This is a genomic window from Streptomyces eurocidicus (genome assembly GCF_002891295.1).
GTDB lineage: Bacteria > Actinomycetota > Actinomycetes > Streptomycetales > Streptomycetaceae > Streptomyces > Streptomyces eurocidicus.
The window spans coordinates 620,266-634,828 of record NZ_LGUI01000004.1 but is presented as its reverse complement, the minus strand read 5'-3'; the positions used below and the strand labels follow the sequence as shown (position 1 = coordinate 634,828).

Genomic DNA, 14,563 nt, shown 5'->3' with positions numbered 1-14,563 from the left:
GCACGGCTTCACGGGTTCAGACGTCGGCACGTAGACGACTCCGTTCCCGCCGAGTTCCAGCGGTGGCCGGATCGCCCCGGCCTCGCACCCCTGATGTTCCCCCGGGGCCCTCACGCGTGCGCCTTCCAGATGTGGACGCCCATGGCCCGGGTCATCTCCTCGGCCGTCCGGCGGTCGTCGACCACCAGCGCTTGAGCCCTCGTGCGCTTGATGTCCCAGCACTCCTGGCACCGAGGGCGCCGGGGTTCGGGCGCGGTTCCGTGTTCGGCGGTGGTCTTCTCGCTCATGCCGTGCCCCGCTCTCGCCTGCTCCGGTCGTTGGCCTCCGTCACTTTCGCCCGCAGTTCGTCGCTCGCGGTCATCGAGCGGACGTCACAGGGGAACGCCTCCCACTCCCGTCCGCCGGACGGGGGCCGCAGCGACAACCGCCCGCCGGTCGAGGCCATCACCTCACCGACACGATCCCGCCGGAGGTCTACGACCAGTGCCCCTACGTTGGGCACCCGCCCGTCTCCTCGGCGCTCGTCGGCGGCCGTCACCGGCTCACCTCCGCACCGTGGGGCTGGCGAGGCCGGAAGTCGATGCCGTGTGCCGTCACCCACAGGAAGACGGGGCCGGCGCCGTCACCCATCGGCACCTCGGCAAGGGACGGGGCCTTCGGCGCCGGGGGCGTCATGGGTTGCGGGGTGGGTATCTGTGGAGCCCGGGTGGCTCGGCCGGTGCGGTCGGCAGCACCGGGCCAGAAGGTTGTTCTCGCCCACGTGAGGCATCGGAGGATAAGGTCGTGCATTGCTAGCGCTCCTTGTCAGCGTTGGCCACGCCCCCGGACCGACGCCACGGTCGCGGGGGTCTCGCATGTGGCACGTCTTGTGCCTGCCGAAGGGCAGGGGCGTCAGCGCCTCCTGCGCTCTGTGATCAGGCGATTACCAGGATTGAGCAGAGGGGCATACCCTCACCAGAGGAGGCGTGTACACAACTCGCAGATGGTGACGGGCGGTTGTTCGATGACTGAGCGGGAACAGGACGAACGGCTGACGATACGTCAGGCGATCGGGTTGATGATTCAGCATCTGCGCAAGCGTGCGGGGTTGTCGTTGCGAGACCTCGCCGAAGAAACACGCTATGGGCACAGCTATATCAACAGGGTGGAGCTTGGCACTCAATTGCCGTCCGACGCCTTGATGGCCGCCCTTGATCAGCGATTTGAAATGGGTGGAACGCTCATCCAGCTCCTCGACACCGTCCGCGGGGGATCGGTGCAGGAGTACGGGCGAACGGCTGCCACAAGGGAGGCTCAGGCCGAGCGGATTCAGGTCTTCACGAGCAGCACGATCCCTGCGCTACTGCAGATCGAAGATTACGCGAGTGCTCTACTGCGAACAGCTCGCCCTAAGGCGCCGAAGGGTCACTTCGATGAGGCCGTAGTCAACCGGATGGGTCGGCAGCGGGTCTTCAGCCGGGAAGAGCGGCCCCCGTACTGGGCGGTCATGGACGAGTCGGCGCTAAAGCGGCCAGTCGGCGGGAAAGTGGCGATGATGAGGCAACTTACCCACACCCTGAAGGTCGCTGAAGACCCTGACGTAACCATTCAGGTCCTGCCATTCGAGCGAGGGGAGTATTGGATGCTTGGGGGTAGCCTGACGCTCCTCACGGCGCCCAATGGTGCGACGCTCGCCTATGTCGAATCGTTCGGATCCGGCGAGTTGGTAGGGTCCCCGAAGAGGGTTGTGGAGCTCTCGCAACGATTCGATGCGGTGCGCGGGTTGGCGCTACCGGAGTGCGAATCGCTGGAGCTCATCCGTAAGTACTTGGAGGGATACCAGTGATTGAGATACCCGGCCTGGGCATAGCCGGATGGCGAAAGTCCAGTTATAGCGGTTTGGAGAACGATTGCGTTGAGGTTGCCGATGGGTACCCCGGCATCGTTCCCATCCGTGACAGCAAGGCCCCAGGCGGGCCCGTGGTCGTTCTCGACTCCGACGCCTGGTCGGCATTCGTGGACGGAATCAAGGCCGGAGGCTTCCCGGCCGCCGCCGGTTAAGCCCGGCGCGACCATGAACAGCCCTGGTGCGAACCTCCGGCCGTGGCTGACGCACCGACCGTCAGCCGGCCTCGCGCGACTGCTCCCCGCCCCGACGCCCGGGCCGAATCCGGCCTCCCGCCACCCTGACCTGATCGCCCGTCCTCTATAGGCTGGCCCACAGGCCAAAACCACACGCGGCGGCGAGCGGAGCAAAGGTGACGGGGAGCCATGGCAGGGCTTGAGGACAGCGGTAGCGGACGCGCGCGGGCGGGCCGTGGGATTCCAGCGGTATCAGCTGCCGGCGGAGGACACAGAGCTGCTGCAATCCGGACTCTTCCCTTCGCTGAACAGTCCCGTCGAGGTCGGAGCCGACGGGCTCCCCGGTGTGGAGCTGGAGCAGCCCGCCGACGAGGAGGGCGCGGAGGGAATCGAAGGCGCCGAAGGCGCCGACGGCGCGGCCGACGCCGATGGGATCTCCGCGCCCTTCCGGCCCGAGAGCATCAAGATCGAGACGCAGGACACCACGGTCGACCTCCTCCTGTCTCGGCTGCGGGAGGGGATGATCGACCTGGCGCCGGACTTCCAGCGCCGGGCCGGCATCTGGACCGACGTGCAGCAGAGCCGCCTCATCGAGTCGCTGCTGCTGCGCATCCCCATCTCGTCCTTCCACATGGCGCAGGACGAGGAGGACAACTGGGCTGTCGTCGATGGTATCCAGCGGCTGACGGCGATCGCCCGGTTCATCGCGCCCGAAGCCGTCGGCATGCCGCCGCTCGCCCTGTACGGGCTCGACTACCTGAGTGACTTTCACGGCAAGGGATACCGGGACCTGACCGGTCGGCTGCGGATCAGGCTGCGTGAGACCCAGCTCGTGGTGCACATCATCCAGCAGGGCACCCCCGGAGGCGGTGAAGTTCCACGTCTTCTCGCGGATCAATACGGGCGGGCTGCCGCTCACTCCGCAGGAGATCCGGCAGGCCATGATCGAGGGTCCGGTCCGCGGCTACCTCGCCGACCTCGCGGAGGACCCGGCCTTCGGCGATACCACGGGCAACAGCGTGTCCAACGAACGCATGGCCGACCGGGAGATGGTCCTGCGTTTCCTGGCGTTCCGGCTCACCGACCCGTCCCGGCACGCGCAGCGGGATCTCGACCAGTTCCTCGTGGACTCCATGCACCGGGTCAGCCGGCTGACCGCGGAACAGCGGGAGGCGCTGGCCGTGGAGTTCCGCGGCCGCCGCCGGGCGCCGGGCACGGGAGGCGACCGCCGGAGCTTCGCGAATCGCGACTGTGTACCGCTCCCCGCCCTCCCCGGACCGATCCGGCCGGCTTCTCGGCGTTCCCGCTTCCCGTGGGCCGTCGCCGCGCCGGGCGTGTCCACCGAACGGTGGACACCACTCCGACCTACCGGTCGTCCCGCCGGTTTCTCCGTCCCGCCATGCTGGAGCCATGGCAGAAACAGCAGTACGGGTCCGCGGATTGCGGAAGGTCTACGGGGACCACGTCGCCGTCGACGGTCTGGACCTCGATATCCGGCGGGGCGAGATATTCGGCATCCTCGGGCCGAACGGCGCGGGCAAGAGCACCACCGTGGAGATCCTGGAGGGTCACCGCAAGCGGGACGCCGGTGAGGTGGACGTGCTCGGGGAGGACCCGGGCAAGGCGTCGCGGCGGTGGAAGTCGCGGATCGGGATCGTCTGGCAGAACGAGATCGTCATCGGCGATCTGAAGGTCGCCGAGGCCGTGCGGCACTTCGCCAGCTACTTCCCGAACCCGCGCGACCCCGAGGAGATCATCGAGCTCGTCGGGCTCACCGAGAAGGCCAACGCCCGAGTGGGCGGTCTCTCCGGTGGGCAGCGGCGCCGCGTCGACGTCGCCATCGGGGTCATCGGCCGGCCCGAGCTGCTGTTCCTGGACGAGCCGACCACCGGGTTCGACCCCGCGGCCCGGCGGCAGTTCTGGGACCTGATCCGCTCCCTCGCCGACGGCGGCACCTCCATCGTGCTCACGTCGCACTACCTGGACGAGGTCGAGGCGCTCGCCGACCGGCTGGCCGTCGTCGTCAAGGGCAAGGTCGTCGCCGAAGGCGACCCGGCCACCCTCGGCGGACGGGCCTCCGCGCAGGCCCAGGTCTCCTGGCTCGGCGCCGACGGGCCCATGACGCACCGCACCGACTCGCCGACCACGGTCGTCAGCGAGCTCGCGGCGTACTTCAAGGGCGAGATCCCCGAGCTCACGGTCACCCGGCCGTCCCTCGAAGACATCTACCTCGGCCTCATCAAGGAGCAGGAGACAGTGGCATGACCCAGACTCTCGCGGGTGGTCCCACCGCATCCGGCCTGCACGCCGGCGGGTCGGGCAAGCTCCCCGGCGCCTTCCGTCTCGGCCTGCTCCGCGGCGGCCTGGAGATCAAGGGGTTCTTCCGCAACCCGGGCGCCGTGGTCTTCACCTTCGCCCTGCCGATCATGATGATGACGATGTTCGCGTCGATCTTCCACGACAAGGTCGAGGGCGCCGGGGTCACCGTCTCCCAGCTCTACGTGGCCGCGATGCTCGGCGCCGGTCTGATGTCGACCAGCTTCCAGGCCATCGCCATCGGCATCGCCACCGAGCGCGAGGAGGGCAACCTGCGCCGCCTGGCGGCCATGCCCATCCCGCGCAGCTCGTTCTTCTTCGGCAAGCTGTGGCTGGTCCTGACGACCGGCATCGCCGAGACGGCGCTGCTGCTCGCCTTCGGTGTCTCCTTCTTCGGTCTGGAGCTGCCGTCCGACCCGGCCAAGTGGTTCACCTTCGCCTGGGTGCTGATCCTCGGCCTGATCGCCTGCTCGCTGCTGGGCATCGCGATGAGCAGCGTGCCGCGCGACGCCAAGAGCGCGACGCCGATCGTGACCCTCCCCTTCCTCGTGATCCAGTTCATTTCCGGCGTCTACATCCCCATCAACTCGATGTCCGGATGGATGCAGAACGTGGGCGCCTTCTTCCCGCTGAAGTGGATGTGCCAAGGTTTCCGTTCGGTCTTCCTTCCTGACCAGGCGAAGATGCTGGAGCAGGCCGGAGACTGGGAGCTCGGCCGGGTCGCCCTCGTCCTGGGCGCTTGGTGCATCGGAGGATTGGTTCTGTGCTTGACGACATTCCGCTGGAAGGGCCGGCGCGACGGATGACCGCGCCCTCCGCGGCACCACAGCCGGGCGTACGCGTCACGCATGCGTGGCAGCGGCACGCCCGGCTGTGGGATTTCCACTGCGGTACGGCGCTGGTGGCCGCCGAGCTGTTCGTCGCCTTCTCGCACGGGCCCGGCCTGTGGGTCTGGCTGATGAACGGCTGGCTGCTGCTGTCCGTGCCGCTGTACGTCGCCGTCGGCCGCCCGGCGCTCCAGGGCGACCCGGAGAACTCCCGGCGGGCCGTCGCCTTCTGCGCCGGCATGGCCGTGCTCTACACCCCGGCGGCGATCCTCGCCCAGGAGGCGTCCGTCGCCATGGTCGCCCTGGCGCCGCTGGCGTACATGCTGCTCGACCGGCTCCGGGCCATGGCCGCCCTGCTGGTCTACAACCTCGTCCCGCTCGTGGGCTGGACCCTCCTGATGTGGGACGCCCCCGGCCACCTGCTCCGTACGACGCTGATCGCCGTCGTCGTCACCGGCTCCTCACTGGGCATCGGCGGCTGGGTCGAGAGCATCGTCGTACAGAGCAGCGAGCGCGCCGAGCTGATCCGCCGCCTCGACGAGAGCCGTGACGAGCTGGCCCGCCTCTCGGTCGCCCACGGCGCCATCCTGGAGCGCGAGCGCCTCGCCCGGGAGATCCACGACACCCTCGCCCAGGGCTTCACCAGCCTCGTCATGCTCTGCCAGGTGCTGGAGGGCGAGCTGGAGAAGAACCCCGAGCAGGCCCGCCGCTACCTCGACCTGATGCAGCGCACCGCCCGCGAGAACCTCGCCGAGTCCCGTTCCCTCGTCGCCTCGCTCAGCCCCGCCCAGCTCGACGACAGCTCGCTCGACGAGGCCGTACGACGCCTCGGCGACCGGCTCGCCGAGGAGCTCGGCATCGAGGTGGCCGTGCAGGTCTCCGGCACCCCCTGCGAGCTGCCGCCCGCCGTCGAGGTGGTGGCCCTGCGCGCCTCCCAGGAGGCGCTGTCCAACATCCGCAAGCACGCGCACGCCACCCGCGTCGAGCTCTCCCTGACCTACACCCCCCAGGGCCTGGAGCTGACCGTACGGGACGACGGCCGCGGCTTCGTCCCCACCGCCCGGCGCGCCGGCAAGGGCTACGGTCTCCCCGGCATGCGCGCCCGCGTCTCGGAGGTCGGCGGCACCACGGAGCTGACCAGCGCCCCCGGCGAGGGCACCCGGCTGACCGTACGGCTGACCGCCGCGGCCTGTCCCCCCGACGCGCACGCCCCGACCGCACCGCACCAGGAGGCCCCCCGATGATCCGGATCCTGCTCGTCGACGACCACCCCGTCGTACGGGAGGGACTGCGCGGCATGCTCGACGTACAGCCCGACCTGGAGGTCGTCGGCGGCGCCTCCTCCGGGCCCGAGGGCGTCGCGCTGTGCGCCCGGCTGGAGCCCGACATCGTCCTGATGGACCTGCGGATGCCCGGCGGGGACGGGGTGGAGGCCACCCGGAAGATCCGCGCCGCCCACCCCGGCACCCGCGTCGTCGTGCTGACCACCTACGAGACCGACCGCGACATCCTGCGGGCCGTCGAGGCCGGCGCCGCCGGCTACCTCCTCAAGGACGCCTCCAGCGGCGACCTCGCCGACTCCGTACGGGCGGCCGCGCGCGGCGAGACCGTGCTCGCCCCCACGGTGGCGGCCGCCCTGGTCTCCCGGCTGCGCGGCGGCGAGCCCGACCGGCCGCAGCTCTCACAGCGCGAACTGGAGGTGCTGCGGCTGGTCGCCGAGGGCTGCACCAACTCCGAGATCGGCCGCCGCCTCTTCGTCGGCGAGAGCACCGTCAAGACCCATCTGCTCCGGAGCTTCAACAAGCTCGGGGTATCCGACCGCACGGCCGCCGTCACCCGGGCGATGCAGTACGGGCTGCTGACCACCGACTGACCGGCCGCCTACGCCTCCGCGCCCACCGGCCACCGCTCGGCCGTCACCTGCTGCGGAAGGCTGTAGTCGCCGTCCTTGAGCCGCAGGGGCAGATCCGTCCGCCGGGTCACGTCCAGCTTCCGGTACACCCGCGTCAGATGCTGCTCCACCGTACTGACCGTGATGTACAGCCGGCTGCCGATCTCCCGGTTGGTGTGCCCCATCGCGGCCAGCGCCGCCACCCGCCGCTCGGCGTCGCTCAGGGCCTCGGCGCTCTCGGCGCCGTGCGCCTCCGCGCCCTCGGCGCCGTCCACCACGTCCTGGTCGGCCAGCAGCTGCCGGCACAGCTCCTCGGCCCCGCAGTCCTTGGCGACCTGCATGGCCCGGCGCCCCATCATCCGGGCCCGGTTGAACTCGCCGAGACCGTGGTGCGCCCGGCTCAGCTCGGCCAGGGCGCGGACCAGCTCCACCCGGTCGCCGGCGGCCTGGAGCAGGTCGACGGCCTCGCGCAGCAGCAGCGGCCGCTGCTTGACGTCACGGGCGGCGGCGAGCACGCGCAGCGCCACACCACGGGAGCGGGCACCGGTCGCACCGGGCAGCGCCAGCTCCTCGGTGACCAGCTCGCGGGCGGCCTCGCGCTGGTTCAGGGCCAGGTGGACCCGGGCGACGTCGCTGCGCCAGGGCACCAGGGCCGGGAGGTCCAGGGCCCACTCCCGCATCAGCTCGCCGCACCGCCGGAAGTCGGCGAGCGCGGCCTGGAGCCGGCCGACGGCGAGGTGGTGATGGCCACGGGCGTGCAGATACTTCAGGCCCCACCGGGTCTCGAACATCGCGTCCGGCACCACGTGCCGCAGCAGCTGGGCGGCCTCCTCGTGGCGGCCCATCGCGGTCCGCGCCAGCAGCAGCACCGACAGCGGCTCGCCGACGGCGACGCCCCAGCAGCGCGGCGAGATCAGGGACAGCGCCTCCTCGGCCCACCGGGCGGCGGTCGGCAGATCGCCCTGGCGCAGCGCGATCTCCGCCCGTACGCCCTTGAGCAGGGCCTCCCAGGTGGTGGCCTGCCGGGCCCGGGCCTCGGCGATGAAGACGTGGCACCACGGCGCGGCCTTGGCGGCCCGGTCGCAGTGGATCAGCGCGTACAACGCGGACTGCACGGCCGCGACGGTGCTGTCGGAGAGCGTGCAGTCGGCCAGGACCTGCTCGGCCCAGCCGATGGCCTTCTCGCCGGGGCCCTCGATGAGGGCGGAGGTCAGCGCGGCGGAGGCGGTGAGGCCCACATGGCCGGGTATGCCGTGGCGCCCGTCCCTGGCCAGGTTCTGCGGGGTGCCGGGGCGGCTCAGGTGCATCCACGGCTGGAGGTGGCCGGGGTGGTAGGGGTCGGTGACGGACCACGGGCCCGAGGTGCCGCCGTCGGTGTCGAGCAGCCCCAGGACGGTGCGCGCCTCGTCGGCCCGGCCGTGCCAGAAGAGGTAGTCGGCGATGGTGACGGCGTCGTCCCGCTCCAGGTGGCCGGCGTCGAGGGCCTCGGTGAGCGGGGTGAGGTGGCGGGCGGCGGCGGAGGGCCGGCTGCGCCATTCCAGGCGGGTCAGGGTGAGGGTGAGGGCGGCGCGCTGGCGTTCGTCGGTGCAGGTGGCGCAGGCGAGGGTGAGGCACTCCACGGCGAAGTCGACGCGGTCCTCGGCGAGGGCCTGGACGGCGGCGTTGCGCAGGATGGCGATGCCGGACCGGTCGTGGATCTGGCCGGCGGCGACGAGGTGCGCGGCGACGTCGGTCTCCCGGACGCCGCTGTCGTGCAGGAGCTCGGCGGCGCGGGCGTGCATCCGGGTCCGCTCGTCGAGGCCCACGGTGCCGAGGACGGCGGCGCCCACGGCGGGGTGGCCGATCCGGCCGTCGGCCAGGAAGCCCGAGCGGCAGAGGTCGGCGCCGCCCTCCTCCACGCGTTCGGCCTTGACGCCGACGAGCGCGGCGACGAGCGCGGGCGTGGCCCACTCGCCGAGCACGGCGAGGCCGTGGGCGATCCGGATGGTCTCGGCGTCCCAGCGGTACAGACAGGCGAGCACGGCCTGCTGGAACGATTCTTCAGTGATCGGCCTGGTCGACAGCGCCTCGGTGCCGCCCGCCAGGCGGACCATGCCGTCCTCGACCAGCCCCCGCAGCAGGAGCGGGTTTCCGCCGCTGACCTGGTGGTACGCGGGGGCGAGCCGGCCGGCGGTGTCCTCGTCGGTGACCTCGGTGAGCAGTTCCCGCACACCCTGCGGTGAGAGCAGCTGGAGCCGGACGCGGTGGCAGTTGCGCTGCCGCAGCAGCTCGGCGTGGAAGGCGGGGTGCGCGGGGCGTGCGGCGGCGCACTCGCTGAGCACGACCATGAGACGGCCGTGGGTCAGCCGGCGCATCAGATAGAGCAGGAACTGCAGGGACGGGCCGTCGGCGTGGTGGATGTCGTCGATGACGAGGGCGACGCTGCGCTCGGCGGCGAGTTCGAGCAGCATGGTGCTCAGCCCGCTGGCCACCTTCGCCGAGGTCTGCTGGAGCGCGGCCGGTTCCCGCTCGGGGTCGTCCGGGTGCTGGATGCCCTGGTTGAGCAGGGAGTCGGCCTGCTCGACCAGGTCCGGCGGCAGATCGCCGGTGTGGACGAGCTGGCAGATGACGCCGAGCGCGAGCCCGCGTTCGGCGCGCGCTCCGGTCGCCGTCAGGACGAGGGCGCCCGAACGGGCCGTCTCCTCGGCGAAGGTGTGCAGCAGTTCGGTCTTGCCGCTGGCGACGGCTCCGCTGATGACGACCGTCTGTGCCCTGCCCTGTTCCGCTTGCGCGAACAGCTCCCGCAGGCGCGCCATCTCCGTACACCGCTCGACAAATGCCATGCAGTTCTTTCCCCCGTTCGGGAGTGTCTCCCGGCACCGCATGAGGAATTCATTTGCAATCTCTTGGGAATCCCTTTACCCATGCAGTGTCTGAAAAGCACTCATTCCCAATTGCGGCTCAATCTACCCCATGCCTTACCGGGGCGGCGATCGGTCGGGGCGGGTAAGTGGAAGCTCTACTTCCGGTGTGCCGAACGGTGGGTGACGGGGCGTCGGCGGCCCGACGCCGGGCGTGTGTCGCAAGGTGTGAGGCCCTGGTGACGGCGTCGGCCCCCAGGACCGGACGGGTCTCGGGGGCCGATGTCGCACCTGGCCTGAATTGATCCATGATGTCAATCCAGGTTTGGGCCGCTATTTACTTCACGTTTCAATCTTGAATCAGGGTCAGCTTCCGCTATTGGTCCGGACCATGCTCGCGCGGACGAAATCCGCGAGCGTCGAAGGTGTCGGGTAAGAGAAGATTTGCGCCAATTTCAGGGTGACCTGCACCGTTTCTTCCAGACGCTGCACCAACCGCACGCCCAGCAGCGAATGGCCACCATGGGTGAAGAAGTTGGTGTCCGGCGTGATGCCGTCCCGGCCGAGCACCTCGCCCCACAGCCCCATCAGGGTCGCCACCAGCTCGTCCTCATGGGCGGCCGGGGAACCGCCGTCCGCGGGCGCCGCGCCCTCCGCGCCATCGGCGTCGGCGGCCGCGCGGGCCAGCCGCTCCGAGGCGGCACGCGTCAGCGCCGGATAGTCGACCTTCTGACTGGCATTGGTCGGCAACGACTCCACCACCACGAACTCCTGGGGCACCGAGGCGCGCGGCAGCCTGGCCGACGCCTGCCGCCACAGCTCCTCCACCAACTCCTCGCCCGCCGCGGACTCGGCGAACGCGACCAGCACACCGTCACCGCCGGCGTCGCCCGCGACGACCACCGCGCACGCCCGCACGTCCGGGTGCCCGGCCAGCACGGCCTCCAGCTCGCCCAGCTCGATGCGCACGCCCCGCAGCTTGATCTGCCGGTCCACCCGGCCGAGGACCTCCACCGTGCCGTCGGCGAGCCAGCGCGCCCGGTCGCCGGTGCGGTAGAACCGCCCGTACGACGCGTGCTCGCCGAACCGCTCCGCCGTCAGCTCGGGGCGCCCGTGGTACCCGGCGGCCACACCGCCACCGGCCACGCACAGCTCGCCCGGCACCAGCACGGGGAGCTCCCGGCCCGCCGGGTCCGCGACGAACACCCGGGTGTCCCGCACCGGCCGGCCCGCGGCCACCCGCTCGACATCCGGCCCGACCAGCCCGGACGTCGACCAGATCGTGGTCTCCGTCGGCCCGTAGACGTTCCGCAGCACACAGCCCGTGGCCGCCAGCGCGCGGGCGAGCGCCACCGGCAGCGGCTCACCGCCGCACAGCACCCGCCGCCCGGCCAGCACCGGAGCCGCCGCCTCCACGACCAGCCGCCACGTCGTGGGCGTGGCCTGCACGATGCCCACGTCGTACGAGGTCAGCAGCCCCGCCAGCACCGCTCCGTCGGTACGCGCCTCGTCCGGCGCGACCACCAGCCGGCCGCCCGTCACCAGCGGCAGGAACAGTTCCAGCGCCGAGATGTCGAACGTGAACGTCGTCAGCCACAGGGTGCTCTCACCCGCGGCCGCGCCGAGTTCCTCGCGGAAGTGCTCCACGAGATTGGCGAGGTTCCCATGGGTGAGCAGGGTGCCCTTGGGCAGGCCCGTGGAACCCGAGGTGTAGATCAGATAGGCCAGGTCGGAACCGCCGACCGCGGCCACCGGCTCCGCCGGCACCTCCCCGGCCCCGCCGGCCTCTCCGACGGGAGCCATCGGCGCTGCGAAGACGCCCGGCCCCGCCGCCAGTTCGACGCCCGGCCCCAGCAGCACCGCCCGCGCGCCCGAGTCCGACAGCTGATGGGCGATCCGCCGCTCGGGGTGGTCCGGGTCGATCGGCAGATACGCCGCACCCGCCAGCCAGACGCCCAGCGTCGCCGCCGCCAGCTCCGCACCGCGCGACGCGGCCACCGCGACCACGTCGCCCCGGCCGAGCCCGGCGGCCGCGAGCCGCTCGCGGTTGCGCACCGCCGCCGCCCACAGCTGCCCGTACGTCAGCTCGCGTCCGCCGTCGACGACCGCGACCGCGTCCGGCGTGCTGCGCACCCGCTCGGCCACGGCCTCCGGCACGCTCGGCACCGCGCCCACCGGACCCGCGCGGTGCGCGGCCCCGACGACCTCGTGGTCGGTGGGGCTCCACGCGGACAGCTCGCCGACGGGACGCTCCACATCGGCGCCCACCGCGATGAGCAGCGCCTCGTACCGCCCGATCAGGGCCTCGACCTCGTCCCGCGCGAAGGCACCCGTGTGGTACGCCGTCCGCAGCCGGATGCCGTCGTCCGAGGGGAGGACGAAGAACTCCAGGTCGAACTTGCTGAAGCCGTTCTCGACGGGCTGGAAGCGGGCCGGCATGCCGTCGAGGGTGAACTCGTCCGTGCCCACGCCCGGCACATAGTTGAAGACGTGCTGAAAGAGGGTGTTGCGCCAGCCCGCCGAGTCCGCGCGGTCGACCTCCAGCAGCAGGGAGTCCACCGGCACGTCGGCGTGCGAGATCGAGTTGATGAACACGCTGCGGGCCTTGCGCACGAGCTCCGTGAAGCCCTGCTCCGGGTCGACCCGCAGGCGCAGCGGCACCACGTTGACGTGGTAGCCGATGGCGGCGGCGTCCTCGGGCCGCCGGCTGTTCACCGGCGAACCGACGACCAGGTCCGGACCGGCGCCGTGCTGGGTGAGCAGCAGGTAGTAGACGGCGAGGAGCACCACGGCCTCGGGCGCGCGCAGTTCCTCCTGCAGCCGGCGTACGACGGCGACGGCCTCGTCCGGCAGCGGACGCGTGATCGTCGCACCGACCAGGTCCGGCTCGTCACCCGCGTCGGCCCCCAGCCACAGCCGCGGCTGCACGGAACCGAAGTCGCGCAGCTGCTTGCGCCAGAAGCGGCGGCTGCGGTCGGTCGGCTCGATGTCCTGAGCGGCCGGTACGACGCCGCCCAGTACCTCCTCCGGCCGGCCGCCGGCCGCCAACGTGCTGTAGACGACGGCGAATTCGCCGAGCAGCGTGGTCGCGGAGATGGTGTCGAAGACCAGGTGGTGCAGGGCGACGCAGAACACGTCCTCCCGCGGGCCGTGGAACAGCCGGGCGCGCACCAGCGGGCCGCCGTCCATGACGAAGCCGGCGCCCACGTACCGGGTGAGGATCCCGTCCAGGACGTCGTCGGCGGCCGCGGCACCGTCGCCGTCGGCGAAGGCCCCGGCCGGCAGGTCCTCCTCGGTCACCAGGACCTTCGCGTCATCGGCGGCCAGCACTCGCCGGGCAAGGGTGACGTCGCCCGCGACGAACGTCGTCCGCAGCACCTCGTGCCGGCGGATCAGGAAGGCCAGCGTCTCCTGGAGAAGCTCCGGCCGCAGCCGGCCCGTCACCCGGAAGGCGAGCGAGAGGTTGTTGACACCGGTGCCCGGAACGAAACGCTCCAGCAGCCACAGGGCCTCTTCCTTACGGCTCGCGGGGACGGTCGCCGGCCCGTTCGCCGCGGAGCGCCCCTCGTTCCCGGCGTTCTCGGCCACGTATTGCATCCCGGTTCCTCTCACTCGGCTTCCCGGCCCCACTCGGCCCGACTTGTTTGCGGCGCGGCCCGGTTCAGGCGCGCGCGGGGCGGGACAGCAGCTCGTCCACCTTCGCGGCGATCACGGCATGGCCCAGCATCTCGGCGTGCGCGATGTCGAAGCGGATCTCCTCGCCGACCGCATCGGCCCGGTCGGCCTCCGGCGGCAGGAGGTTCAGCCCGTTGGTCGGGGTGTGCGAGGACAGGGCGACGCCCCGGTCCCAGCCGCGCGTCGCGTCCAGCTGCGAACCCCCGACGACGTACTTGGCGAACGCGTCGAACACGTCCAGCAGACCCGAACCGTGCCGGGGGTCGATGTTGATGTGCGCGAAGGACTCCATGCCCACCTCGCGGAACATCCCGGTGACCGCGGGCAGCAGCAGGTCGATGTCGTGCCCCAGCTCGTCGCAGAGCGCGCGGGCGTCCTCGCGCATCCGCGTCGCCCGCTCCTCCGGGTACATCACGGCGAACTGCTCCAGCGCCCGCAGGAAGTGCGCCTTCAGCGTGAGCGACGCCGGCACCTCGGGGTCGATCATGACGATCGCGGGCGCCTCGTCCTGCCACTGCGCGATGCCGTCGGACAGCGCGCCCAGATAGGCGGCGCCCGCGCAGAAGCTCAGCATGCCGCGCACGACGAGGCCGCTCGCGCGGACGTCGGCGAGCCACCGCGCCACGAACTCGGCGCCCGTGGCGGGGGTGCCCTCACCGACCGGCGGCGGCAGCGTCTCCCACACGGCGAGCGCCGGGTCCAGCAGCTGCGCGAGCTCGGCGAACCCCGCCTCCGACCGCCCCGTCATCGGGAAGTCGACGGCCAGCACGACCTCACCCGAGGTGCCGGTCCTGTGCACTCGCCATCCGTCGAGATCGTGCACGAATTCCCCCTTTGGTTCGCTGGGCGCCGGTTCCGTCCGGCAGCCGGTCCGCCGACGTCGGGCCGCATGGCGCCGGAAAATATGGGCACCGTAATTAAGGGCACGCGACTTCGGTCAATAATCGCGTCAA

General features: G+C 71.3%; 11 protein-coding genes and 1 pseudogene. 7 read left to right on the top strand and 5 right to left on the bottom strand.

The window, feature by feature from the left end; all coding sequences use genetic code 11:
• Positions 1–110: 110 nt before the first annotated feature.
• Both AF335_RS34665 and AF335_RS16405 read right to left on the bottom strand, forming a co-directional pair.
• A complete protein-coding gene (locus AF335_RS34665; RefSeq protein WP_170127715.1) occupies positions 111–287 on the bottom strand; it encodes a hypothetical protein in 177 nt (58 codons plus the stop codon).
• A complete protein-coding gene (locus tag AF335_RS16405) occupies positions 284–502 on the bottom strand; it encodes a hypothetical protein (RefSeq protein WP_184743288.1) in 219 nt (72 codons plus the stop codon). The genes AF335_RS34665 and AF335_RS16405 overlap by 4 nt, the downstream gene beginning before the upstream one ends.
• 480 nt (positions 503–982) lie before the next feature.
• Between AF335_RS16405 and AF335_RS16395 the strand changes: the two genes are divergently transcribed.
• The 7 genes and pseudogenes from AF335_RS16395 to AF335_RS16365 all read left to right on the top strand — a co-directional run bounded on the left by AF335_RS16395 (position 983) and on the right by AF335_RS16365 (position 7,077).
• The gene (locus AF335_RS16395; protein WP_244927049.1) at positions 983–1,825 is read left to right on the top strand and encodes a helix-turn-helix domain-containing protein; all 843 of its coding nucleotides are present in this window, start codon (positions 983–985) and stop codon (positions 1,823–1,825) included.
• Positions 1,822–2,040 (top strand): DUF397 domain-containing protein, encoded by a 219-nt coding sequence (locus AF335_RS16390; RefSeq protein ID WP_311775578.1) that lies wholly within the window; start codon positions 1,822–1,824, stop codon positions 2,038–2,040. The genes AF335_RS16395 and AF335_RS16390 overlap by 4 nt, the downstream gene beginning before the upstream one ends.
• Before the next feature lie 541 nt (positions 2,041–2,581).
• Positions 2,582–2,713, top strand: a pseudogene (locus AF335_RS35645) (DUF262 domain-containing protein); the annotation flags it as partial.
• 758 nt (positions 2,714–3,471) lie between these two features.
• Positions 3,472–4,326: an ABC transporter ATP-binding protein gene (locus AF335_RS16380; protein ID WP_102919115.1), complete on the top strand. Its 855-nt coding sequence runs from the start codon at positions 3,472–3,474 to the stop codon at positions 4,324–4,326.
• On the top strand, positions 4,323–5,183 hold the full coding sequence (locus AF335_RS16375; RefSeq protein WP_102919114.1) for an ABC transporter permease: 861 nt from the start codon (positions 4,323–4,325) through the stop codon (positions 5,181–5,183). The genes AF335_RS16380 and AF335_RS16375 overlap by 4 nt, the downstream gene beginning before the upstream one ends.
• Complete coding sequence (locus tag AF335_RS16370; RefSeq protein WP_102919113.1) at positions 5,180–6,448, top strand: sensor histidine kinase; 1,269 nt, start codon at positions 5,180–5,182, stop codon at positions 6,446–6,448. Before AF335_RS16375 ends, AF335_RS16370 begins: the two co-directional genes overlap by 4 nt.
• Positions 6,445–7,077 carry a response regulator gene (locus tag AF335_RS16365; protein ID WP_102919112.1) on the top strand — a complete coding sequence of 211 codons (633 nt, stop codon included), beginning with the start codon at positions 6,445–6,447 and terminating at the stop codon, positions 7,075–7,077. Before AF335_RS16370 ends, AF335_RS16365 begins: the two co-directional genes overlap by 4 nt.
• 8 nt (positions 7,078–7,085) lie before the next feature.
• On the opposite strand, the gene AF335_RS16360 is transcribed toward AF335_RS16365, so the two are convergent.
• The 3 genes from AF335_RS16360 to AF335_RS16350 form a co-directional block, all read right to left on the bottom strand.
• Positions 7,086–9,917, bottom strand: coding sequence for an AAA family ATPase (locus AF335_RS16360; RefSeq protein WP_170127714.1), 2,832 nt, complete (start codon positions 9,915–9,917; stop codon positions 7,086–7,088).
• A gap of 384 nt (positions 9,918–10,301) precedes the next feature.
• On the bottom strand, positions 10,302–13,532 hold the full coding sequence (locus tag AF335_RS16355; protein ID WP_102919110.1) for a non-ribosomal peptide synthetase: 3,231 nt from the start codon (positions 13,530–13,532) through the stop codon (positions 10,302–10,304).
• Between the two features lie 64 nt (positions 13,533–13,596).
• Positions 13,597–14,433 carry a hypothetical protein gene (locus AF335_RS16350; protein WP_146045537.1) on the bottom strand — a complete coding sequence of 279 codons (837 nt, stop codon included), beginning with the start codon at positions 14,431–14,433 and terminating at the stop codon, positions 13,597–13,599.
• Positions 14,434–14,563 lie beyond the last annotated feature (130 nt).